At 52.8% G+C, this 23,206-nt stretch carries 25 protein-coding genes and 1 tRNA gene; all 26 read left to right on the top strand.

Annotation, left to right across the window (positions count from 1 at the left end; genetic code table 11):
* A partial coding sequence (locus tag Q7R85_04750; GenBank protein ID MDO8585391.1) for a hypothetical protein occupies nucleotides 1-430 on the top strand: 430 nt, incomplete at its 5' end.
* A gap of 57 nt (nucleotides 431-487) precedes the next feature.
* Complete coding sequence (locus Q7R85_04745) at nucleotides 488-1,243, top strand: hypothetical protein (protein MDO8585390.1); 756 nt, start codon at nucleotides 488-490, stop codon at nucleotides 1,241-1,243.
* A 12-nt stretch (nucleotides 1,244-1,255) separates the two neighbouring features.
* Nucleotides 1,256-1,768, top strand: coding sequence for a nucleotide exchange factor GrpE (locus Q7R85_04740; protein MDO8585389.1), 513 nt, complete (start codon nucleotides 1,256-1,258; stop codon nucleotides 1,766-1,768).
* A 30-nt stretch (nucleotides 1,769-1,798) separates the two neighbouring features.
* Entirely contained in the window at nucleotides 1,799-3,709 is a 1,911-nt protein-coding gene (dnaK, locus tag Q7R85_04735) for a molecular chaperone DnaK (GenBank protein MDO8585388.1), read from the top strand.
* A gap of 11 nt (nucleotides 3,710-3,720) precedes the next feature.
* On the top strand, nucleotides 3,721-4,674 hold the full coding sequence (locus Q7R85_04730; GenBank protein ID MDO8585387.1) for a hypothetical protein: 954 nt from the start codon (nucleotides 3,721-3,723) through the stop codon (nucleotides 4,672-4,674).
* 163 nt (nucleotides 4,675-4,837) lie between these two features.
* The gene (locus tag Q7R85_04725) at nucleotides 4,838-5,932 is read left to right on the top strand and encodes a J domain-containing protein (protein ID MDO8585386.1); all 1,095 of its coding nucleotides are present in this window, start codon (nucleotides 4,838-4,840) and stop codon (nucleotides 5,930-5,932) included.
* A gap of 51 nt (nucleotides 5,933-5,983) precedes the next feature.
* Entirely contained in the window at nucleotides 5,984-6,226 is a 243-nt protein-coding gene (locus Q7R85_04720) for a type II toxin-antitoxin system HicB family antitoxin (GenBank protein MDO8585385.1), read from the top strand.
* The gene (locus Q7R85_04715) at nucleotides 6,223-6,447 is read left to right on the top strand and encodes a type II toxin-antitoxin system HicA family toxin (protein ID MDO8585384.1); all 225 of its coding nucleotides are present in this window, start codon (nucleotides 6,223-6,225) and stop codon (nucleotides 6,445-6,447) included. Before Q7R85_04720 ends, Q7R85_04715 begins: the two co-directional genes overlap by 4 nt.
* Before the next feature lie 45 nt (nucleotides 6,448-6,492).
* Nucleotides 6,493-6,563 (top strand) — tRNA-Lys (locus Q7R85_04710).
* A 1-nt stretch (nucleotide 6,564) separates the two neighbouring features.
* Nucleotides 6,565-6,990: a GNAT family N-acetyltransferase gene (locus Q7R85_04705; protein MDO8585383.1), complete on the top strand. Its 426-nt coding sequence runs from the start codon at nucleotides 6,565-6,567 to the stop codon at nucleotides 6,988-6,990.
* A 321-nt stretch (nucleotides 6,991-7,311) separates the two neighbouring features.
* Entirely contained in the window at nucleotides 7,312-9,744 is a 2,433-nt protein-coding gene (locus tag Q7R85_04700) for a hypothetical protein (protein ID MDO8585382.1), read from the top strand.
* 198 nt (nucleotides 9,745-9,942) lie between these two features.
* A complete protein-coding gene (locus Q7R85_04695) occupies nucleotides 9,943-10,524 on the top strand; it encodes a hypothetical protein (protein ID MDO8585381.1) in 582 nt (193 codons plus the stop codon).
* Between the two features lie 93 nt (nucleotides 10,525-10,617).
* Complete coding sequence (locus Q7R85_04690; GenBank protein MDO8585380.1) at nucleotides 10,618-11,172, top strand: LemA family protein; 555 nt, start codon at nucleotides 10,618-10,620, stop codon at nucleotides 11,170-11,172.
* Between the two features lie 82 nt (nucleotides 11,173-11,254).
* On the top strand, nucleotides 11,255-12,163 hold the full coding sequence (locus Q7R85_04685) for a M48 family metallopeptidase (protein MDO8585379.1): 909 nt from the start codon (nucleotides 11,255-11,257) through the stop codon (nucleotides 12,161-12,163).
* 127 nt (nucleotides 12,164-12,290) lie between these two features.
* Nucleotides 12,291-12,875 (top strand): RNA polymerase sigma factor, encoded by a 585-nt coding sequence (locus tag Q7R85_04680; protein MDO8585378.1) that lies wholly within the window; start codon nucleotides 12,291-12,293, stop codon nucleotides 12,873-12,875.
* The gene (locus Q7R85_04675; GenBank protein ID MDO8585377.1) at nucleotides 12,868-13,245 is read left to right on the top strand and encodes a hypothetical protein; all 378 of its coding nucleotides are present in this window, start codon (nucleotides 12,868-12,870) and stop codon (nucleotides 13,243-13,245) included. The genes Q7R85_04680 and Q7R85_04675 overlap by 8 nt, the downstream gene beginning before the upstream one ends.
* 145 nt (nucleotides 13,246-13,390) lie before the next feature.
* Nucleotides 13,391-14,665, top strand: a complete 1,275-nt coding sequence (gene secD / locus Q7R85_04670) for a protein translocase subunit SecD (GenBank protein ID MDO8585376.1) — start codon at nucleotides 13,391-13,393, stop codon at nucleotides 14,663-14,665.
* Between the two features lie 19 nt (nucleotides 14,666-14,684).
* A complete protein-coding gene (gene secF, locus Q7R85_04665; GenBank protein MDO8585375.1) occupies nucleotides 14,685-15,575 on the top strand; it encodes a protein translocase subunit SecF in 891 nt (296 codons plus the stop codon).
* Between the two features lie 160 nt (nucleotides 15,576-15,735).
* The gene (locus Q7R85_04660) at nucleotides 15,736-16,779 is read left to right on the top strand and encodes a sigma factor-like helix-turn-helix DNA-binding protein (protein MDO8585374.1); all 1,044 of its coding nucleotides are present in this window, start codon (nucleotides 15,736-15,738) and stop codon (nucleotides 16,777-16,779) included.
* A gap of 98 nt (nucleotides 16,780-16,877) precedes the next feature.
* Nucleotides 16,878-18,191 carry a hypothetical protein gene (locus Q7R85_04655; GenBank protein ID MDO8585373.1) on the top strand — a complete coding sequence of 438 codons (1,314 nt, stop codon included), beginning with the start codon at nucleotides 16,878-16,880 and terminating at the stop codon, nucleotides 18,189-18,191.
* A 133-nt stretch (nucleotides 18,192-18,324) separates the two neighbouring features.
* Complete coding sequence (locus Q7R85_04650; protein ID MDO8585372.1) at nucleotides 18,325-18,978, top strand: hypothetical protein; 654 nt, start codon at nucleotides 18,325-18,327, stop codon at nucleotides 18,976-18,978.
* 46 nt (nucleotides 18,979-19,024) lie between these two features.
* Complete coding sequence (locus Q7R85_04645) at nucleotides 19,025-20,350, top strand: type IV secretion system DNA-binding domain-containing protein (protein ID MDO8585371.1); 1,326 nt, start codon at nucleotides 19,025-19,027, stop codon at nucleotides 20,348-20,350.
* Between the two features lie 19 nt (nucleotides 20,351-20,369).
* Entirely contained in the window at nucleotides 20,370-20,657 is a 288-nt protein-coding gene (locus tag Q7R85_04640) for a YggT family protein (protein MDO8585370.1), read from the top strand.
* A 55-nt stretch (nucleotides 20,658-20,712) separates the two neighbouring features.
* The gene (locus Q7R85_04635) at nucleotides 20,713-21,021 is read left to right on the top strand and encodes a hypothetical protein (protein MDO8585369.1); all 309 of its coding nucleotides are present in this window, start codon (nucleotides 20,713-20,715) and stop codon (nucleotides 21,019-21,021) included.
* Nucleotides 21,022-21,137: 116 nt separating this feature from the next.
* On the top strand, nucleotides 21,138-21,551 hold the full coding sequence (locus Q7R85_04630; GenBank protein MDO8585368.1) for a hypothetical protein: 414 nt from the start codon (nucleotides 21,138-21,140) through the stop codon (nucleotides 21,549-21,551).
* A gap of 91 nt (nucleotides 21,552-21,642) precedes the next feature.
* Nucleotides 21,643-23,187, top strand: a complete 1,545-nt coding sequence (locus Q7R85_04625) for a leucyl aminopeptidase family protein (protein MDO8585367.1) — start codon at nucleotides 21,643-21,645, stop codon at nucleotides 23,185-23,187.
* Nucleotides 23,188-23,206 lie beyond the last annotated feature (19 nt).

Here is a 23,206-nt window from a genome sequence, read left to right as displayed (position 1 = left end):
CATCGCTACGCAACTTATTGATGCGGCTAAGCGATTGCACCGCGTGACGTTCGGCGTCGCGCCACTACCGGAAAATTATAACGTAGGATTAAGTGGCGTCACCGTTGCTGTCGCAAAAGTAGAGAATGGTAAACGTGAAGAAGTGATGAAAAAATTCCATCGTTTTGTACCGCGAAATCAGCTATTGCATGAAACGCTCCCCGCCGGTTCATACGAGCTCACGTTCACTCCGCGGAATGCAAAAGGAAGAGATGGAGAGGAGATGCTAAAGATGATGGAATTAAATAGTGCGTCAACCGGCGGAGTTGTTCTGCAAGAGCAAAAAGCGGTACGAGAAGTTGATGTGTCAAAAGCGGTGGAGGAAATCATGGAACAATTATTCGCTATTTTCAATCAGCTAAGAACAATTCTGGGAAAGCGCTTACGGTAGTAAGCGCAGATTGGCACTCTTGACTGGTGAGTGCCAACTTTGGTATATTTGCAGTATATGATCGGCAATCGCACAGAGCGCATTTTGGAAGCGGTCATCCGCGAGTTTGTCGCGAGCGGCCACCCGGTAAGCTCCGATGAACTTTACGAGGACTACAGCTTCGGTATCAAGCCCGCGAGTATCCGCGCGGAGCTTTTGCGTCTGACGCATGCCGGATTTTTGGAACAGCCGCATACCTCCGGCGGCAGAGTTCCCACCGAGAGTGGATACGCATTGTGGGTGGATGAATTGTTGAGGGATATTTTTGGCGCGGATGAAGCGGCGCCGAGTATGGGTAAACTGTTCGGTGAGGCGTTGGACGGCAGACTGGAACGTGTGGTGGAGCCGCTCGTGGAGGAGCTGCGCCTCTTGGGCGTGGGTTACGATGCGCGTGACCGCGAGGTGTATAAGTCCGGGCTGGACGAGCTCTGTGAGCGCATTGATTTCAAAACACGGGAAGATTTTCTTGAGGTTGTCCGCGACTTTGACCGTTTGGACGCTTCGCTCGCGCGTCTCGCGGCAAATGTTTCTGAAGGCAAGCCGCGCGTCTTTATCGGCAAAAGCCCCATTACGCGCAGTTCGCATCTCTCGGTTGTTGTCGCGCGATATAATGTAGCGGGCGCGCCGATATTCTTGGCGGCAATCGGACCGAAGCGCATGGACTACAAACGGGCGCTCAATGTATTTAAGGAGTTGCCCGGTGGCAAGAAAACAAGAAAGCAAGAAAACAAGAAAGCAATAAATCAGGAAAGCAAGAAAGCAAGAAAGCAATAAAAAAATAATTTTATGGCGGACGAACAAGAAAAAAACGAAATACCGCAGTTAGATGTTGCCGATGAAGCAGAAGCCGCGCGCGATGAACTCGCGAAAATCAGCGCCGAACGTGATGAATATCTGAATGGCTGGAAGCGCGCGAAAGCCGACCTCATCAATTATCAGAAGGACGAACAAAAACATCTTGAAGAATTTGCGAAGTACGCGAATAAGGCATTGATACGAGATCTGATTGTGGTGATGGATAGCTTTGACCTCGCGATCGCGGCAATGGGTGAGAAGGTGGACAAAGGAACGTTGATGATCCGGACGCAGCTGGAAGATGTGTTGAAGAAGCAGGGATTGGAACGGATGGCGGTCACAACGGGCGCGCAATTTGACCCTGCGGTGCACGAAGCAGTTGCCGCGGTGGAGTCAAACGAATCGCCCGGCGCGGTGGTGGAAGAAGTGGGGCGAGGGTACACATTAAACGGACGAGTTATTCGTCCGGCGAGAGTGAAGGTATCAAAAGATAAGTCCAATTAGTCCCATAAGACCTATAAGTCCAATAAAAATATGAGCAAAATAATCGGAATAGATTTAGGAACCACCAATTCGGCGGTCGCGGTGATGGAGGCCGGAACGCCGAAGATTTTGGAGAACGCGGAAGGCAACCGCACGACGCCGTCTATTGTCGCAGTCGGAAAGTCCGGCGAGCGTAGCGTGGGATTGCTCGCGAAGCGACAGGCGATCACAAACCCTAAAAACACCATCTTTTCGGTGAAGCGGCTCGTCGGTCGAAAATTTTCCGACGTTGAAGTCCAGCGCGACAAAAAGTGGCTTCCGTATGAGCTGCGCGCCTCCGCGACCGGCGGCGTGGAAATTAAAATGTCCGCCCCGGGCGGATCCGCCTTGGGCGGAGGTGACCACTGGTATACACCGGAGGAAATTTCCGCGATGGTGTTGCAGAAACTGAAAGCCGACGCCGAAGCGCGTTTGGGTGAAAAAGTTGAGGAAGCAGTCATTACCGTTCCGGCGTATTTTGATGACAGCCAGCGGCAGGCGACAAAAAACGCCGGTGAAATTGCCGGTCTGAAAGTTCTCCGCATATTAAATGAACCGACGGCGGCCGCGCTTGCATACGGGTTCAACAAGCAGAAGAACGAAAAAATTGTCGTCTATGATTTCGGCGGCGGCACATTTGACGTTTCCGTTCTTGAAGTTGGCGATGATACAGTGGAGGTGAAGGCGACCGGCGGCGACACGCATCTGGGCGGTGACGATTTTGATAAGCGCATCATTGAACACCTTGTCGCGGAGTACAAGAAACAAGAAGGCATTGATATTTCCAAAGACCCGTTGGCGCTACAGCGGTTACGGGAAGCCGCGGAAAAAGCAAAACATGAACTTTCCACCGCGGTTGAGGCGGAAGTGAACCTTCCATATATAACCTCGGACGCCGCCGGACCGAAGCACTTTTTATTGAAGCTCACGCGGGCGAAGCTGGAAGAGCTGGTGCAGGATTATCTTGACCTCTCTGTTAAGTTGCTTGATAAAACAATTAAGGAAGCGGGCTTCGCACCGAAGGACTTGAATGAAATCATCATGGTGGGCGGCCAGACGCGTATGCCGGCGATGATTGAGGTGGTAAAGAAATATTTCGGTAAAGAGCCGCACCTCGGCATTAACCCGGACGAAGTGGTTGCCATCGGTGCCGCGGTGCAGGCGGGCGTCTTGAGCGGCGAAGTGAAGGACGTGTTGCTGCTGGACGTGACGCCGCTTTCGCTGGGTATTGAAACACTCGGTGGCGTCTTCACGCGCCTGATTGAGAAAAATACCACCGTACCCACGGCAAAGAGTCAGGTATTCTCAACCGCGGCGGATAACCAAACTTCGGTTGAAGTGCATGTCTTGCAGGGCGAGCGCGAAATGGCGGGAGACAACAAAACGCTCGCGCGGTTTATTCTGGACGGCATTCCGCCTTCTCCCCGCGGTACCCCACAGGTGGAAGTGGCCTTTGACATTGACGCGAACGGAATCCTGAGTGTTTCCGCGAAGGATAAAGCGAGCGGAAAAACGCAAACCGTGCGCATTGAAGCATCCAGCGCGCTTTCCAAAGATGAAGTTGAAAAATTGAAAGCGGAAGCGGCATCTCATGCGGACGAAGACAAAAAGAAAAAAGAAGTGATTGAAACAAGAAATCAGGCGGAGCAGCTGGTGTATGTATCGGAAAAGGCATTGAAAGACGCCGGTGATAAGGTACCCGCGGAAGTAAAAACGACAATTACAGAAAAAATTGATAAACTGAAAGGGGTGAAGGACGGCAGCGACTCGGATGTCATTAAGTCCGCCATCGCGGAACTCTCCGCGGAAATCCAAAAAATCGGACAGGCCGCGTATGGTTCGGCGGGATCACCACAAGATAGCAAGGACGGTGCAGCCGCGCCGCAAGACGGCCCTGAAGAAAAAAAGCAAGAAAGCAATTAAGCAATAAAACAATGCAGTCGGAAGTCGCCGCGGGAGTTGACCGCTCAAAAATAAAAATCGGAGTTTTGGCAGGCGTTGGCGCGCTGGCCGCGTTTGTGTTCGGGTACGCGCTGAACGCAATGCTTGGCGGGTCGCCGATGCTCTTGGGAGTGCTGGGTGCTGCCGCCGTGTTTATGTTGTGTGATGTGTTGGAGGCCTCCTTCATTAAAGGAGGCGTCGTGTACGCGGCGGTGCTCGCCGTTCAAACGACTGCATTTCTCGCGCCGCTTGTTGGCCACTTCTCGCAAGGAACGCTTGTTGGCGCGATGCTTATGTATGGGTTGTTGTTTGTGGCCGGCCGCCGTGCACAGACAGCGGCGGCAAATGACTTGAAAATTTCCATTTTGCGCATGAGCCGCGCGGCAACGCCAGGTACTATCACGGCGTTGTCGCTGTTTGTGGCCGTGCTTATTGCCGCGCCGCTTATTGGAATTGAGTGGCGTGTTACAGAGAGTACGGTCGCGAGTATCGCTGGATCGACGGATATTGTGCTGCGGCGTATTGTCCCGGATTTTTCACTCGCAATGCCGGTAGGTGAAGTGATTGACGCGGTGGGTAGCTCCGGCCTTGTCCCGGGGCTCGGTGAGCTTTCGGCTGAAGCGCGCGCGGCACTGCTCGCGGAGTCGCGCGGAGCGATCCTGGCGCAAATCAGCGATGCGGTGGGAACGACCGTTACCGCGCGCACAACGGTGAGTAAAGTACTTGCGACGCTCTTGGGGCAGTGGGCAAGCCGCGTGCCGGAGGAGTGGCACACGGTCGTTATCGTCATCTATGGGCTACTGCTCTTTTTTACCATCAAGAGCTTCGGATTTTTGGTGGCCTATCCGGTGCAGTGGGCGGCGTGGGGGTTATATCAGCTGTTGCTCGGCGCCGGGTTTCTCCGTGTGGCCTCCGAACCCACGAGCAAAGAAACAATCGTGTTATGATTCTACAAAATTACGAAAGCTGTACGAAAATACGAAAGGATGAGGTAGTGGTTCGACAAGCTCACCAACTAATAAATTATTTCCTGAGCGAAGTCGAAGGAATACATTGAGCTCATTCGTAAATTCGTATGTTATTTATAATTCGTAGAGAGAGCAAAGCGATATGAAAGATTTCTACAAAACACTCGGTGTTCAAAAAGGTGCCTCTGAAGACGATATCAAAAAAGCATATCGGCGCTTGGCGCACGAGCATCATCCGGATAAGGCCGGCGGCGACGAGAAAAAGTTTAAGGAATTGAACGAGGCGTATCAGGTGCTCTCTAACAAAGATAAGCGCGCGTATTATGATCGCTTCGGCGAGGCGCAACCCGGCATGGGTGGAGGGCAGGGGCCATTTGGCGGATTTGGCGAGGGTGGTTTCGGGTTTGGCTTTGATCCGTCAAATCTCGGAGATTTTGGCGACGCCGGAGATATTTTTGATTCAATTTTTGAAGGTTTGGGCATGAAGCGCAAACGCCGCACGTATCAGCGCGGCGCGGATATTGAAGCGGTGGTTGAGGTAACACTGGAGGAGTCCTTTGGGGGTATCAAAAAACAGTTGCGCTACCGTACCTCTATTATATGCGAAAAATGCGGCGGTGTGGGGCATTTTCCCGATGCGGGGTTTTCCGAGTGCGCCGCGTGTGATGGCAGAGGCGAGGTGCGCGAGAGCCGCTCCACGTTTTTTGGTAATTTTTCGCAGGTGCGGCAGTGCGCGAAGTGCGTGGGGCTTGGAAAAATCCCCAAGAAAATTTGCGGCAGCTGTTCTGGAGTGGGGCGCGCCGTCGGTGAGCGGCAGGTGGATGTAGCAATTGCTTCCGGAGTTGCCGACGGTCAGATTATCAAGCTGGTCGGCATGGGTGAGGCGGGCGAGCGCGGCGCGGGTGTCGGTGACTTATATGTGCGTGTGCGCGTGAAGCCGCACGCGACGTTTGCGCGTCAGGGCGATGACGTGTTTATAAAAAAGGAGGCGTCGCTTGTGGACGTACTCCTAGGGATCCCGCTAGAACTCCCGACCATCGCGGGCAAAAAAGTAACCGCGACCATTCCCGAACACTTCAGTTTGAAAAGTAAATTGAAAATTGACGGCGCCGGTATGCCCCGATTTGGTGGCTACGGGCATGGAGCGATGTATGTGGAGCTGGATATCAAAACCCCGAAGCATCTTTCCTCCGCGGCGAAAAAATTATTGGAGGAGCTGAAGCGGGAGATAGAGTAGGGGCTTGCGTAAATCATTGCATTATTCACGACGTCATGTTACATTAAAACAATGCTGAAACAGCAGTTCAAAATTATCGTTGAGCAAGATGAAGACGGATATTTTATCGCATCCGTGCCAATGCTTCCAGGGTGCCACACGCAAGCAAAAACATTGCCCATGCTTAGGGATCGGGTAAAAGATGCCATTGCGTTATGTCTTGAAGAATCAGCGGAGAATCCGGCATACCGAGCGCGCATAAAGTCCATGGCTCACGAACCGGCCTTCATCGGCATGGACATGGTGGAGGTATGAGCGGTTTGCCGATTCTAAAACCGAAGGAGCTCATAAGGATTTTGCGCGAGTTTGGTTTCGAGGAGATGCGACAAAAAGGTTCGCATCTTTTTCTTCAGCATTCCGACGGAAGGACGACGATCGTGCCCGTGCATGGGCGCGAAGAGATCGGCCGCGGACTGCTTCGGCAGATCTTGCGGGAGATTGAAATATCGCCCGAAGATTTTATGAAATTATTGTAGATTGTCATTTGGAGAGCGTTGTCATAAAATAAATAGAAATCTGAAGCCCTCATAGCTCAATGGTAGAGCAGCTGCCTTTTAAGCAGTTGACGATGGTCCGATTCCATCTGAGGGCACATGGAGATCTTGGAATATCGCATCTCACACGAGAGTGACCTCGTTGCAATAAATAATTTGTTGTGCGAGCTTGCGCCCAATGCGCCAGCGCTCACATTGGAACGACTAGAAAAAATTTGCATTGCGCCGCAGATGCATGTCTTTGTGGAGCGAGATGCGGATAAGATCGTCGGCATGGCAACGCTTGAAATCGGCGAAACAATGATGGGTACGCAAGGGTATGTGCATGATGTTGTCGTTTCGTCCGATTATCGCGGCAAGGGGATCGGCAAAATGCTCATGGAAAAAGTTATTGCGGAGGCACATGCGCTCGGTGCGAAACATATTGATTTGACAAGCAATCCCAAGCGCAATACCGGACAATTTTATACTTCGCTCGGATTTGTGAAGCGCGAGACAGAGTGTTACCGGAAGGAGTTGTCGTAGCGCGGAGTTCTCCACAGGTTTTATTTGTGCCTGCTTGTATACTTTTCCACTTGACCTGCTATATTCAAAGTAGAGAACCTATCTTGAGAATATCGCCGGTTCCGGAGCGTCAATGACGCATGCGGTTGTCGGCGATGTGTTCGGGGTAGGTTTTGTGCTAGGGTGTGTTGCCCTAGTACGCGGCGAAGGGTCGCCGCAGTCGCACCTTCACAACTGAATAAGGAAAGAGAGCTTTGAGTTGCGAAATTCAGAGCCAGTTGTGGCGGAGCGACTTTGGCGACGTGCCAATATCCGGAATAGCCCCTTTTTGGGAGGCAAATCATGGATAGCCAGAGGACCATCGACCTTCTCGCCGAGAAGGAAGCGGACACCGTTGCGATGCTTTCTGAGTTGGGATTCGACACGGATTTCTTTGACGAGGGCGCGTGGAACAATCTTCTCGCGTTTGCGAAGAAGAGCCCGTGGATTACGGGGTACATCGTGGACGGAGCGCTCACACGGCTGGATAGGCCGGAGATTCTGAACAAGGATCTCACGCACTGGCACAAGTCCAAGGAGGAGTGCGAGGAGGAGTCCATAAAGGTGAAGAGCCGCGATCGTCTGGAGCACATGCAGGGCATTCAGCTCGGCATCCTCCAACGGCGACTCGCGGAGCTTCGCAAGGCCGCGCCGAAGGCGAAGATCGTCGTGTCCGAAAGCGGGGACGACATTCAGCATTCGTTCTCGCGGCTGTTGAATGCTATTCTCCTTCGCAGCGGCGAAGAGTGCGAGGAGGAGATCGGCCGACTCAACCGCAAGTGCGGAGAGTTGAAGAAGCAGGCGAAGGGTATGGAGAAGACCAAGAAGAACCTCGTGAAGGACGTGAAGCCCGAAGCGAAGGTTTCTACAAAGGTCACACGGAAGCTCCAGACGGTGGAGAAGGACCTCGGCAACATCGGTGCGGCGCTGGGGAAGCTCAACACCGACATCGATGCGATGAGGAAGAAGCAGGCGCTCTATCGTGAGCCGAAGGAAGGCCCCACGCACCAGTACGAGACGAAGAAGCTCGTTGAGGGCTTCTATGCTTCGGTTGGGGCGATCTGCAAGGGTGTGGGCGCGGAGTTCACGAACAAACAGGGAGTGCTGACGTTCGGCGATTTGCGCGTGGACTACGCGCACGGTCGTCACAAGACGTGGGCGACGCTGCTTCGCATCGAGGAGTGCATGGTCGCGGCAACGCATGGCAAGCAACAGCATGCGCGGCGGTTGGCAGGCGCGGCGATCAAGGACCTTGTTCGGGTTGCGGAGGAAACCCGCCCGGATGTGATCCTGGAGAGCGGCCACCACGGTAAGGGATTCAAGCGTTATCAGCGTCTGAAGACCATGCCGGACGAGGTGAACTACAAGAACCAGATGAAGTACGACTCGGAACGGACCGATGACGGCGTGACGCTTGTCTGTGCCCTGCCGTTCGAGAACCAGGCGCGTATTGCGCGGTTCGTGAAGGGCGAGGAACCCGTGCGCATGAGCGGCGGGAAGCCTCAGGCATCGCGGAGTCACGCGGTCTTCAATCGTTACCACAACAACGGCGTCTCCGGGCTCACGATCATCTCGAAGCCCAAGGGCGCGCCGGTTGGTGTGGTTGCGACGCGTTGGATCCAGTACAACGACTTCCTGACGGGGGCGGTGCTGGAGCAGCCGAGCGAGTTCGCTGCGTTCTCGGCAAGTGCCGACGAACACATCGGGGCTCGCGAGGCGGAAGACATGACGCGCGCCGGTTTTGTGGAGATGCACAAGACGTATCTCGCGAAGCCGTTCGTGCTCTGTGGCAGCGCGGCGCGGATCCGGGGATACGTGAATGGCGGGGATGCCGCCGACGCGAACCACAATCGGTGGCCGCATGTGCACTCCGCGGAACGTGATCCGCACGAGCTTATGTTGGAGAACATGGAGCTCATGGCAAACGTGGATCAGAGTGACCCGGATGCGGTGCGTCGCGCCGCGGAGAAGGTGACGAACGATTCCAAGGGTGGCACCGTGGAGTCCATGGACGTGATTCTGGATTGGCTTGCCGACTACTTCGACAAGCTTCTGCTTCCGACCCTTGCGCAACCGGGTGCGTTCAAGATCGCGCTGGTTGCGGTGGACGGCAATCACACGCGGAAGGCGTTGGATCGCACGGGCATCATCGACTGGTCGTTCTTCGTCCAGCGGTGCAAGGCGCGTGAGATCGGCGTGTTCCGTACGGTGCAACCGGACTACTACAAGGCGGATCCGATGCGCGGCGTGCGTGTCGCGGTCGGCGGGCACGACAACGCGAGCTATATCTTCATCAAGCGCTACGGACTTGGTGCAGACGGCAAGCTCGTGTCGGGCATGCGGAGCACGATTGATATCGTGGTCCAGCATGATCCGAAGGGCTACAGCGGAGACGGGGCGGTGAACGCGGGGCGGAGCTCCGACGCCGATCTCGCGATCTGCGGGCATACCCACGACGGGTATGTGAAGTGCGACAAGACGGACGAGAACACGTTCCGCGTGGCATGCCGGCTGGCGACACTCGAAGGAGTGACGCCGACCGAGCTCTACTTCGCGGGAGTGCCTCGCACGCAGGCAGCGCACGTCTGCGCGATGCCGAAACCGGGCGACTTCATGGAGCTCACGATTCCCGCCGAGATCATTCAGCGGATCGGCAGGGAAGCGTCCAAGGAAGAGAGTCGCGGCATCGTGGAGCGCGTGAAGGCGAATCGCAAGAAGGGTTCGGGCGGGAAGTAACGTTTCCCGCGCGAGCCGACCAAAGCAGCTACGAACGGCCGGGTGTGCAAGCGCACATCCGGCCGTTTTCCTTTTTATGCGTTACAAATAACATTCTCACATTCTTGAGAATGTCGGAATGTCGCGATTGCGGATTTTTTGAAAATATGCGAAGATGGGCGCAGAACAAGTTTCTGCTCACATTGAGGAGTGTGACCGATGGCGAATGAACCGAAAGAGTCAGCAAAGCCCGAGGTGCAAGATCCGCGCGACGTGTCGCCGGTGAGTGCGCGCGAGACTATGTGGAGGGCAGTGAAGCTCTACGCGTGGCTCGCGACGCTCCTCGTGGCGGTGTGGGGGCTTTGGCTCCTCACGGTGTGGGTCTACAAGCAGCCACCGTCTTGCCCGCCGAATCCACTAAAAGATGCCTCCGTGTATCTCGACTATGGAATGAGCGAGGAGGAGGTGAGCGCAATAATCAAGTCGCATACGCATAATCCCTCCACCGGGCAGCGGTATGGCCACGGGCTGGATTGCGAGCCCGCTGTATATTGCGACGAGAACAGGGTGAGTGGCTTGCATGTGGAGAATGGTTCAGTCGTGATGATCGCAACGGCACGCTTGAAGATCGTCCGTTGGGAATGGATTGGCAACGCTGTTCCCGGTATGAATGGCGGATGGAGTGCCTACCTTTCTCTTGCATTCGAGGATAACGCGCTTTGTTCGGCTAATTATTCTGATGTGTGGATAAGTCACGTCAGAGAACGCCCGATGGAATATCGAGTACAAAGGAAAAAGTAGGCGTACGGGGACCCGATCGCCACCGCGACGGGTCTCTTACATTTTCACCTCCGCCACGATATAATAGAGATATCATAAGTAAGTAATACATCTATGAATCCATTAACAATTGCGATTATTGTTCTCGTAGTATTAGTGATTGCGGTTATCGGAATATACAATGGTCTTATCCGGGCACGATTGCGCGCCAAGGAAGCGCTCTCCGACATTGACGTGCAGTCCAAGCGTCGTTATGACTTAATCCCGAATCTTATTGAAACGGTGAAAGGGTATGTGTCGCATGAAAAGAATGTGTTGGAAAACGTGACGGCAGCGCGGACGCGCGTGGCAACAGGCGGATCGGCGTTGGAAAATGCCCAGGCGGAAAATGCGCTTTCAGCGACGCTTAAAACGCTGTTCGCGGTTTTGGAGAATTACCCCCAACTCAAGGCGAACGAAAACTTTTTGGAATTACAGCGTGAACTTTCGGACACCGAAAACAAGATGCAGGCGGCGCGGCGGTTTTACAATTCCGTGGTGCAGGACTTGAACGCGAAGGTGCAATCGTTCCCGTCAAACATCATCGCCCGTACGTTTAGTTTTCACGAGGAGAAATTTTTTGAATTGTCGACGATTGATGAGGCGAAGCCTGTTGCGGTGAAATTCTAGCAACTGAGATTTTAGTCCCTGAGCGGAGTCGAAGGGCTACATTATTGTATTCCTTCGACAAGCTCAGGAAATAAGACGTGCCATGTCAAGTGTAAGCCTTTATACACAGAGAGATTCCAACATCCGCAAAACGTGGCTCATTTTCACGTTATTTTTTGTCGTGGTCATCGGCATTGGTTGGGTGTTCACGCGCATCTATGGGGACCCAAGCATTCTTGTTATCGCGGTCGTATTTAGCACCGTTATGAGCATTGTGAGTTATTGGTATTCGGATAAGATTGTGCTCGCGATGTCGCATGCGCATCCGGTAAATCGTGAGAATGCCCGCGAACTGTACAATGTCGTTGAAAATCTTTGCATCACCGCGGGGCTTCCTGTGCCGCGGATATACATTATTAATGAACCGGCGCCGAACGCGTTCGCGACCGGCAGGAATCCCGAACACGCGGTTGTGGCCGTGACGCGCGGGTTGTTGGAACGGCTCAATAAAACGGAGCTTGAAGGAGTGTTGGCGCACGAGCTTTCGCACATCGGCAACCGCGACATGCTTGTTTCTACGGTTATTGTGATTCTCGTCGGATTTATTTCCATTCTGGGCGATATGTTTTTGCGTTCCATGTTTTGGGGCGGCGCTCGCAGCCGTAATGACCGCGGGTCGGCGGGAGGAGTTTTGCTTTTGTTGGGGCTAGTGCTTTCAATTCTTGCGCCCATCGCCGCGACACTTATGCAGCTCGCTATTTCGCGCAAACGCGAGTTCCTAGCCGATGCCTCCGGCGCGCTTTTGACGCGCTATCCCGAGGGACTCGCGCGGGCATTGGAAAAAATCCACGCGGACGCGACGCCTTTGCGGGTCGCGCAAAACACCACGGCGCATCTGTGGTTTGACGACCCATTCACGAAGGGCAAGCGCACATCGCTCATCCACAAGCTCTTTATGACTCATCCGCCGGTTGAGGAGCGCGTGGCGGCATTGCGGGGGATGCTGGTGTAGGTTTACATTTGACATGTGACCATTGACGTTTGACTGCTGCATGCTCGTTGGTCAATGGTCAAATGTCACGCGTCAATTGTTTTTGTGCGCTTGCCTTACGCGCAAATCCAGTGTATTATATCGGTATATGCCGAAGGAGAAAGATGCGGTCGAGAAAGCCCCGCAACAACTGCCCGATGACGAAGTGCTGAAGTTATCCATGGATGACCCGGCGCTTTTTGGCATTCTGGTGGACCGCTACCGCGAGGCGTTTGTGCGCGCGGCGCGGAGCATCACGCGGAGTCATAACGAAGCCGAGGATATTTTGCAGGAGGCATTCACGAAGATTTACGTGAACGGTCGGCGGTTTAAAAAACAACCCGGCGCGACATTCAAAAGCTGGGCATATAAGATTCTCGTCAATACCTCATTCACGCATTATCAGAAATTAAAAAAACAGCAGGGGAATGTGTCTTATCTTGACCCGGTGCTCTACGACGATGCGCTTGTGGATGAGGGGGCGTCTGATTTAGCCACAAACACTGACAACCGCGCTATCGTCGCAAAAACGCTTGAAAAGATGCCGGAACATTTAGGGCGGGTGATGAAGTTATATTACCTGGAGGATAAGTCCTATGACGATATCGCGAAGCTGGAAGGGATATCGCTCACGACGCTCAAAATGCGTTTGTTCCGCGCAAAACGGCTGTTTAGAAAATTAATGGATGAGTAACACAATGAACTTCCGAAAAAAACTGATGTTCAAAATTTATCGTGTATGGTTTGTGCGGCGGGTGTTGCCTGTCGTGGTCTTTGAGGTGTTCTCGGTGATGCTCGGCGCGCACCTTTTCTCGCGGAGCGTGTACGTCGTTCGCGTGCTTGAAGGCGCGGCCGCTGCAAGTACGGAGAGCCGTTTTCGCCTGTTTGACTATTTGTGGTACGCGCTCGTGCATTCCCGCGTTGAAGTAAAGGTGGAAATCGCCATCGCGCTGATATTCGCCGGATTGTTCCTCTGGAGCATCAAACGAGCTATTGTTTCGTATGAAGTGTTGCGCCGGACGGTGGCTGCGCCACAGGGTGAAACCAACCCCCCCACCCCCTAGTTACATTATTTGAAGCGACCAAGGGACTCGAAAGGGTTCCAGAACGTTACTCTTCTCTAGCACAAAACCGCCCCTCTCCTGGGCGGTTTTGTGCGTCTATTGCATTTTTATTCTGCCGCGTTATACTTCTAAACAATTGTTTTTTATGAAAAAAAATTCAGCCATCCTCTTAATAGGAATCGTTGCCCTCGCCGTATTGGTCGGATTTTTTGTGTATCCAAAAAACTTCGGCGCAAACACGCGGCCGTGGCGGCTGGGGCTTGATCTTGTCGGCGGCACGCACTTAGTTTATGAAGTGGACATGGCGAATGTTACCGGCGCCGACCGTGACAGCGTCTTGAATGGACTTCGCGACGTGATTGAAAAACGCGTCAATTTGTTCGGTGTGTCCGAGCCGCAGGTGTTTATCGCGAAAGGCGCGGACTCATATCGCTTGGTGGTGGAGCTTGCGGGCATTAAAGACGTTTCCGAAGCAATCAAGCTCATCGGCGAAACGCCGCTCTTGACCTTTGCCGAGGTTGAGTATGAAAAACCGAAAGAGGGCACTGCAACTACGTCTGCGGCGGTGGAACCGAAGTTTTTCCCGTTGGATCTTTCCGGCCGCCACGTTTCCGGCGCCCAGCTCAATTTTGACCAGCTGACCGGAAAGCCGGAAGTTTCCATTTCATTCAACGACGAAGGCGCGAAACTCTTTGAGGACATGACGGCGAAAAATGTGGGTAAGCCGATTGCGATTTTTCTTGACGGTGTATTGATTGAGATGCCGACCGTGCAGGAAAAAATCAGCGGCGGACGCGCGCAAATCACCGGACGATTCACTGTGCAGGAGGCGAAGCAACTTGTTGAGCGGTTTAACGCGGGGGCCTTGCCCGCGCCGGTAAAACTCGTGAGCCAGCAAACCATCGGCGCCTCGCTCGGCACGGATTCACTGAAGCGTACGCTCTACGCCGGACTCGTCGGTACGCTGGCAGTCATGCTCTTCATGCTACTTTACTACCGGATGCTGGGGGTTTATGCCACATTGGCACTTACTATATATATCGCTCTGACGCTCGGAGTGTTTAAGCTCTTTGGTATCACGATGACGCTTTCCGGCGTCGCGGGTTTTATTCTTTCCATCGGTATGGCGGTGGACGCGAACGTGCTGATTTTTGAACGCAGTAAAGAAGAGATGCGAAAAGGACTTTCACGCATGAGTGCCTTGGATGAAGGATTCTCCCGCGCGTGGCTTTCCATTCGTGATTCCAACGTGAGCACCATGCTCACCGCGGTCATCTTATACTACGCGACCACCGGCTTCGTGAAAGGGTTCGCGTTGACGCTCCTCATCGGTGTTTTGATGAGTATGTTCTCCGCTATCACGGTTACCCGCACAATTTTACGCGTGTTCACACGCAATCAAGAAAGCAATAAAGCATAAAAATCAAGAAAACAAAGATATGAACGTTATAGGGAATAAATACGTATTTCTCGGTTGTTCGGGGCTGCTCATCGCGGCAAGCATTGTCGTGATCGGCACGCTCGGCTTGAAGCAGGGGATTGATTTCACCGGCGGAACGATGTGGCAAGTGACGCTTGGTGATGAGCGCGTGAACGCCGACGGCGCGAAGGCGTTTTTGAGTGATGAGCTGAAATTGGACGATGCAATCGTGACGCCCGAGCCGGCGACGCAAAGCTTTTTAATCCGGACGAAAGAAATTGATGAAGCCAAGCACGTGGAATACAAAGCGGCATTTGTTAAGGCATACCCGAATTTTGAAGAATTGCGTTTTGACAGCATCGGTCCCGCCATCGGCTCGGAGCTCAGATCGCGTGCCATTTGGGCGTTTCTCTTCGTACTGCTCGGCATTTCGCTCTACATCGCGTTTGCGTTCCGCAAGGTGTCGTATCCGGTGAGCTCGTGGAAGTACGGGCTTATCACGCTCCTCACGCTTTTCCATGACGCGATTATTCCTACAGGACTTTTCGCGGTGCTGGGATATTTGTATCACGCGGAAGTGGATACCAATTTCATCGTTGCGATTCTTGTGGTCATGGGTTTTTCCGTCCACGACACGATTGTGGTGTTTGACCGCATCCGCGAAAATCTGCGGCTGGAGCGTTCGGCAAAATTTGATTTTGACGCTCTGGTCAATACAAGCGTCAACGAAACCATGGCGCGCTCCATCAACACTTCATTGACGCTTGTGTTGGTGCTTGTGGCGCTCTATTTCTTGGGTTCGTCATCGCTTGCGTATTTCACGCTTACCATCCTTGTCGGTACCGTTTTCGGCACATACTCGTCAATCTTCGTCGCGAGCCCTTTGCTCACGATGTGGCGGAAGCGGTAAGCGCCCGTCTTTTTTTATTCGCATTATTTGCCGAGGATTCGCGTTATTTGCGATTACTACACCCTATTGACTTCTTGTCAATAATTTTGTATCATCTTAGTAATATTATAAACGGCCCCAAAAGCCAGTAAATGTCGATAAAAATCACCATATTATCCATATGAAGTTAGTCGTAAACAAAATTGTCGCGCAGTGTTTGCAACCGTTGCCTGAGCGGCAACAGGAAGTGTTGCGGTGCCGATACGGGTTGGGAGATGGTCGGGAATTGACGCTTGCTGAGTTGGGCAAGCGCTATGGCGTGACGCGCGAGCGTATCCGGCAGATTCAGAATCTCGGACTTGACGCGGTCCGCGCGGAGGGGAGCAAAAACGGCATTGAATCCTTTGCGTCGATGGTTGTCGCGCACCTGGAAGGTCTGGGCGGCGTACGCAAGGAGGAGGCATTGTTCGCCGACGTTACCGATGTGGCATCAGACAATGGTCCGAAAGAGACCCTTGGAAATCGTGTACGCTTCTTGCTGGAAGCGAGCGGGAAGTTGGCATACGCGCCTGCGGATAAGGACGCGCATGCGACATGGGGGCTTACGGGCGAGCATATGAAACACGCGAAACTGTTCGCGGCGAAACTTGCCGGAACACTCGCTGCGAAGAAGGACGAGGTGCTCGGCGACAAAAAGTTTAATCACTATTTTGCCGCTTGCGCCTCGCAGCATGGTGTGACCGACGTGATCGGCGCGAATTTTGTTTCGGCATCAAAGCGGTTTATGGTGAACCACTATGGTGACGCGGGACTTGCGGCATGGTCGGAAATCAATCCGAAAACGTCGCGCGACTGGGCCTATTTGACGCTCAAGAAAGAGCGCAAACCTCTCCACTTTACCGACATCGCGAACTTGATTAACACGGTGCGAAAAAATAAGCGCACCAATCATCAGACGGTGCATAACGAACTCATCAAAGATGAACGTTTCGTGCTGGTCGGCCGCGGACTCTATGGTCTCCGCGAGTTCGGCATCATTCCGGGAACCGCGCGCGAAGTCATCGCGTACTTCTTAAAGAAGAACGGGAGCTTGAAATCGCATCAGCTGGTGGACGTCATTCTGAAAGAACGCGCGTTCAAGCCGAATACTATTCTCCTCAACCTGCAGAATAAGAAGTACTTCCAAAGAAATGCAGATGGGCGTTATACTGTGAGAGAGGCATAACTCGGTATACAGCGCATTGCGGAGGGTGGCCTATAAAACCACGACGTCACTCCCGCGTCATTCAGCGTTGATATCCGCGTTGATCCGCTTCTATAGCTATGTTTGCCGAAATTTTTGCTCTTGCACAAGCAGTGTTACTTCAGTACTACCAGGCATTTTCCATTTTTTGGGAATGGACCTGGTGGTTTTGGATTTTTGTCGTGGCGTTGCCCGTGACGTATTCAACGTGGATTTATTGGCGCAATCTCATTTGGGACAAAAATGATCCGTTTGTGATGCTGGAGCTTTCCATCCCGCGCGAGATCTTGAAAAATCCCCGCGGCATGGAGCAGGTGCTCCGAGCCATTCATACCATGCGCAACGCCCCTGGCGATATTGAAGAGCGCTATTGGGACGGCGAAAAAACGCGTACATTCTCGTTTGAAATGACGAGCGTCGGTGGAGAGTTGCATTTCTATGTCCGCGTCCCGAGAAAATACACGGCTATCATTGAGGCGGCATTCTTCTCGTTTTACCCGGATGTTGAGGTAACGCAGGTGGAGGATTACGTGGAAACGATGCCGGAACACGTGGAAGAGTTCGGCGAGCAAGGCAATGAGTTCTGGGGATCGGAGATGCTCCTGTCAAAATCCGGATTGTATCCGATTAAAACATACATGGATTTTGAGGTACCCGCCGAGGAGCTGGAGTTTGATCCGCTATCTTCCATGATTGAGGTGTTGGGCAAGGCGCGTCCGGGTGAGTTTGTCGGCGTACAGCTTGTCGCAACACCGCTTCCGCCGTCATGGGTGAAAGAGTACGAAACAGAGTTGAATGAGTTGAAGAAATGGAAGAAAGAGAAGGACACGGCCGGAGAGTTCAGTTTTTCTATGATGCTCCCGAAGTCGCCCGGCGAGACGGACGTGTTAAAGGCGGTGGAAAACCATCTTTCAAAACCGGCATTTGAAACCGTTATCCGTTTCATTTATATTTCTCCGAAAACATTATTTTATGACAGTTATCCGCGTCGCGGGATTTGGAGCGCGTTTCAACAGTACGCGGCGCTCAATCTGAATTTTTTCCGGCATAACACACAGGTGTGGACGCGCGCGAAAATTTGGAACTATCCGTATCTGTTTGCCAAAACGCGCGCGTGGATGCGGTCGCAGCGCATGTATCATTTTTATCGGCAACGTGAAACACCGGTGGAAACATTTATGGGGCGATTTTTGAGTTCGCATCCGTTGAATTGGAATAATCTCAGCAAAATGGTGGTATTTAACACCGAGGAACTCGCGACGTTGTTCCATCCGCCGATGAAGGTGGTGGTGACCGCCCCGCACATGAAACGTGTGGAGAGCAAGAAGGCCGGTCCGCCAGCGGGTTTGAATATCTTCGCGGATGAAGATGTGCTTGACCGGTTTACTGAATAAACGCAAACATGCCCCGTGCTACAACTTTGACGCTTATCGCGAAATGAAAGACGCCGCATATTACTGCCAAAAATTTCTCTATGAAAAAACGTTTACATAATTACAAACATAAATCGAAGTTGTAGCACAGGGTATGCCTCCCAAGCCAAAAATGATGAAGGAAATGCCACCGAAGGGTCCGAAGCCGAAAGGCGTTTGGAAGATGTTTGTCACGCCGTCTGGTTTTTTTACCGCGATAACGGTACTCATTTTGGCGTTCTTCCCGCTCTTGCCGCGGCTGCTTGGGGGCACCTCGGAGTTGATTCAGTGGCTGCTGCATATTTGGCGGGACATCATTCGGCCCATCGTGATTGTGTTGGATGTGCTGCTTGCCGCGCTGTTTATTTTTCTTCTCACGAAAATTTTCCCGATGCAAACGGTGCCGTCTATGTTCCATCACCGAAAAAAGAAGAAGGAGGAAAGGAAAGATCCCGCGATCATCGCGCAGTGGGAACTGGTGCAGACAAAAGCGGTTACGGGAAAACCGGAAAGTCTTCGCCTTGCGGTGATTGAGGCGGATGCGCTTGTTGATGCAGTGCTGAAAGGCGCCGGTTATGAAGGCGAAAACCTTGCCGAGCGTTTAGCGCGTGTTTTGCCTTCGGAGGTGAAGAGCGTGGAAGGCGTTTGGGCGGCGCACCGCCTGCGCAACGACTTGGTGCACACGCCCGGATTTGTGCTGACCCTGGAGTCGGCAAAGGCGGCGTTAGACGTGTACGAAGCATTTTTGAAAGAAGTAGGAGCAATATAACAAGGAAAAGATTATTTCCTGAGCTTGTCGAAGGAATACAGCCACAATGGAAGAAAACAAAGTCCGCATCATCAAGTTAGCTCCTCCTCCGCCAGAGCTCCCGATGCTCGGCAAGGTCAATCCCGCCATCGTGTCGTTTATCGGACGGACGAATTACGTCATCGCGCTTGAAGAGAAAAAGTTTGTGTTCGGCATTAAACGCGAGGATCGACGTCGACATTTGTATGTTGTCGGAAAAAGCGGCGTCGGAAAGTCAAAACTGCTGGAGTTGCTCATGCGGCAGGACATCGCATCCGGGTACGGGTTGTGTTTTGTGGACCCGCACGGCGACGTGATTGAAGAACTATTGAATTTCATTCCCGAAGAACGCGTAAATGACGTGGTGATAATTGATCCGTCGGATACGAGCCACCCCGTTGCGTTCAACCCGTTGGCGAATATTGACCCGGCATTCAAACATCAGCTGACACAGGGGATGATTGAAGCGATGGAAAAACAGTTCAGTGCGAACTGGACCCCGCGTTTGGAGCATATGTTCCGCTTCACGACGCTCGCGCTTCTGGATTATCCGGAGGCGACCCTGCGCGACATGATTGCTATGCTCACGGATGGTGAATATCGCCGGAAGGTGATTGCGCACATCACCGACGACATGGTGAAGCAGTTTTGGGAGGTTGAGTTCGAGGAGTGGGCGGAAAAATTCAATACCGAGGCCATCATTCCGCTGGTCAATAAACTTGGGCAATTTTTGTCTGACCCCATGCTTCGGAATATTTTTGGTCAAAAGGAAAATAAGATTGACCTTGAACGGTTGATGAATGAACAGAAGATCATTCTCGTCAATCTTGCTAAAGGCAAACTCGGCGAGGAGAATTCAAGCTTGTTCGGCGCGCTGGTTATTGCGAAGTTGAAGCAGGCGGGTATGGCGCGCGCGCGAATGACGGAAGGCGATCGCAAAGATTTTTATTTGTATGTGGACGAGTTTCATAGTATCGCCACGGAGACGTTTGAGAGTTTGCTCTCCGAGGCAAAAAAGTATGGCATGTGTATCACTGTTGCGCATCAATACATGGGTCAGCTGAGCCCGAAAGTGCTTGCGGCGGTGCTGGGGAACGTCGGTTCGCTCATCGTGTTTCGTGTCGGCGGAGCGGACGCGGAAGTGATGGAGTACGAACTCGCACCGATTTTCAAGGTGAAGGATATGATTAATCTCGGTCGGCAGGAATTTTATATTAAACTCATGATTGATGGTGAGGTATACGATCCGTTTTCGGCCGAAACACTCTCCGTTCTTGCTGCCGCGCATGCTTCGTATCGTGACCGTATTATTGCCGCCTCGCGCCGCAATTATGCTACACTGATATCAATATAAGTTATATACGACCTATGCTATGAGAAAATTTATCAAAATTCTTTTAAATAACGTTTTGGCAATTCTGGAGTTGTTGCTTGTGTTTCGCGTCATATTCCGCGGGTTGCAGGCAAACCCTGCGGCAGGAGTCGTGAATTTTGTCTACACTTGGAGCGACTACGTGCTCGCACCAGTGAACTACATTTTTCCGAGCGTTCCCGTGGGCGGCTCCACCATTGACCTTGTTGCCATCTCCGGCATGATTTTCTATGGGGTTATTTTCGGCATTGCCTTGAAAGTACTGCGACTTCTGTTTGTCATCGATTAGTTTTTAAGGTGATAACATTGATCAATAACATTCCGACATTCTTGAGAATGTCGGAATGTTTAAACCCATGACCTTCAAAGTTCAGAAGTTAAACGACAGTTTGGTCAATACGATGCGGCAGCTTGGCTACCGTCCGCTGGGGTATACGCCGGCCGGGGAACTGAATTGCGTGCGACCTCTCGGGGCCGATTATCCGCGGCTGCATTGTTACGTCACCAAAACGCTCCTTGATGGCTTTGTTTTTAGCCTTCACCTTGACCAGAAACGTCCTTCATACGGAAACGAAACGGCGCATAGTGGAGATTACGATGGCGAAGTCGTTGAAGGCGAAGCCGCCCGCATCAAAGGAGTCGTAGGTTTATAACCAATGAGATAAAATAACATTCCGACATTCTTGAGAATGTCGGAATGTTATTTGTTGTTGCGTATTGGCTTGGTGATGCGCTACGCTGAAGTCAGTGTTCACGAAAGGAGATAGCGATGCGAAGTAAGATGCTGAAGGCGCTGAGGGACGAGATCAAAGCCGTCGTGCTTGGCCCCAAAGACGAACCCACTCGCGATGTGGGGGACAACGACACGCTGATTCTCTACGGCCGCGAGGTCCCGGTGGAGATGAAGAAGATCTTTGCGCTTTGGCAGCGTAGCGATCGCGAGTGCAAGGAGCTTCAGCCCCGGTGGAACGCGATTGTCGCCTTTCCTCCGAAGTCGCAAGAGGAAAGAAACGCCGCGTACGAGATCCAGAACCGCTTGATTCTCGCGACACGGGCCGAACAGCTGTGGAAGGGCATGCTGGAGCGTGCTATCCGTCACGCGAAGCCGGAGCTCGCTGTGTATGCTGTGGAGCTTTGCCGTAACTGGCACCTCGTGCTCGTCGGCGAAGAGGAGGAGCGCTAGAACTCGCAGCCAGTGGGCCAGTCGCTTTAGGCGACTGGCCTGACTTTTTACATGGATTGTCAAACGTTAAAATACCTGCTATTCTATAGCTATGAAATTTAACCTCAATACGAAGCTCAAAAAAGGGGATATGAAGGGCCTGGATGCATTCCTTTTGCCGGCATGGCTGAAAGAGGGAAAAATTGAGGCCTGGGGCGGAGTTTTTGCTCTGCTTGACCCTGCCGACCAGAAGCTTTTGAAAGCATTTGCGGCAACGCAGTTACAGAAAGACGGCGACGCCGAGCTGGTAAAGCTCAACAAAGCCCCAGCATATGTGTTTGTCGCGGTGAACGAGACGATTGACGAGAAAACGTTCGCACTGCTTACGCGCCGGTTTGTGCGTGCGGCAAAGGCGGAGGGGTTGAAAAATATCGGCCTGTATCTTGATGATGTGGAGCGCGCGAATATTGCCGCGGGGTGCGCAGCGGAGTTGATCACGCAGAACGCGTTGCTCGCGCATGTTAATTTTTCCGAACAATTCAAAACTCCGCCGAAAGAAGGTTGGAAGCATGTGGAGGTCGTAACGCTTTTCACGCATCACGAATCAAGCGATCTTAACGCAAGCGTGAAGCGCGGCGTGATTTTGGGCGAGGCGATGAATCGCTGCCGGACGCTTGCGAATTATCCGGCGGGTGAAATGTCGCCGGAAGGTTTAGCGGAGGCCGCACGCGAAGTTGCGAAGGAAACAAAAAACGTGACGGTAACGGTGTTTGACGAAAAGCGTTTGAAGTCCGAAGGCATGAACGCCATTTTGGCGGTGGGCAAGGGTTCGGCAAATCCGCCGCGTCTTATTGTGCTTGAGTACAAAGGCGGCAAGGACGGCGAGAAACCGTTGGCATTTGTTGGCAAAGGCGTCACGTTTGACTCGGGTGGTTTGAATATCAAAACCGGCGACTCAATGGAAGATATGCATCTTGACATGTCCGGCGGTGCCGCGGTTATCACGGCTGTCGGCGCGATTGCGAAATTGCGGTTGCCGGTCAATGTCATGGGGCTGGTGCCTGCTGCGGAAAATATGCCGAGCGGATTAAGTTATCGGCAGGGCGACATCATTAAGGTATATGGCGGAAAAACGATTGAGGTGGGCGATACCGACGCCGAGGGGCGCGTTATTTTGGCGGACGCGATTGAGTATGCCAAAACAAAGAAACCGGCACTCACTGTGACCATCGCGACCTTGACCGGCGCGGTTGTGGTTGCGCTCGGCGGCAGAATGGCTGGGCTTTTTGTGGCCGGCAATAAGCCGTTGCGCGACGCATTGGAAGGAATCGGTGAGAAATCCGGGGATGTCGTATGGCCATTGCCGTTGGACGATGATTTTGACAAAGATATTGAGGGCAAATTCGCGGACGTGACCAATACGCACAAAGCAAATTCGCGCGATGGCGGCGCAAGCGTTGCGGCGGCATTTTTGCGGCACTTCGCAAAGCCGATGCCATTCGCGCATATTGACATGGCACCGCGCATGACGGCGATTCCTGATGAGGAACATCTCGCAAAAGGCGCCGTGGGTTTTGGTGTGCGTTATTTTGTGGAACTCGCCGCCCATTGGGCGAGTATTGCCGGGTTGTGCACAGCAGACAAGAAAAAGGAGTAGCGCAAGCGTCGCTCTTCTT

The sequence above is a fragment of the bacterium genome, from assembly GCA_030649055.1.
Classification (GTDB): domain Bacteria; phylum Patescibacteriota; class Minisyncoccia; order UBA6257; family JAUSGH01; genus JAUSGH01.
Note: the sequence above shows the minus strand (reverse complement) of the source record. Positions and strands in the feature narration are given on the sequence as shown.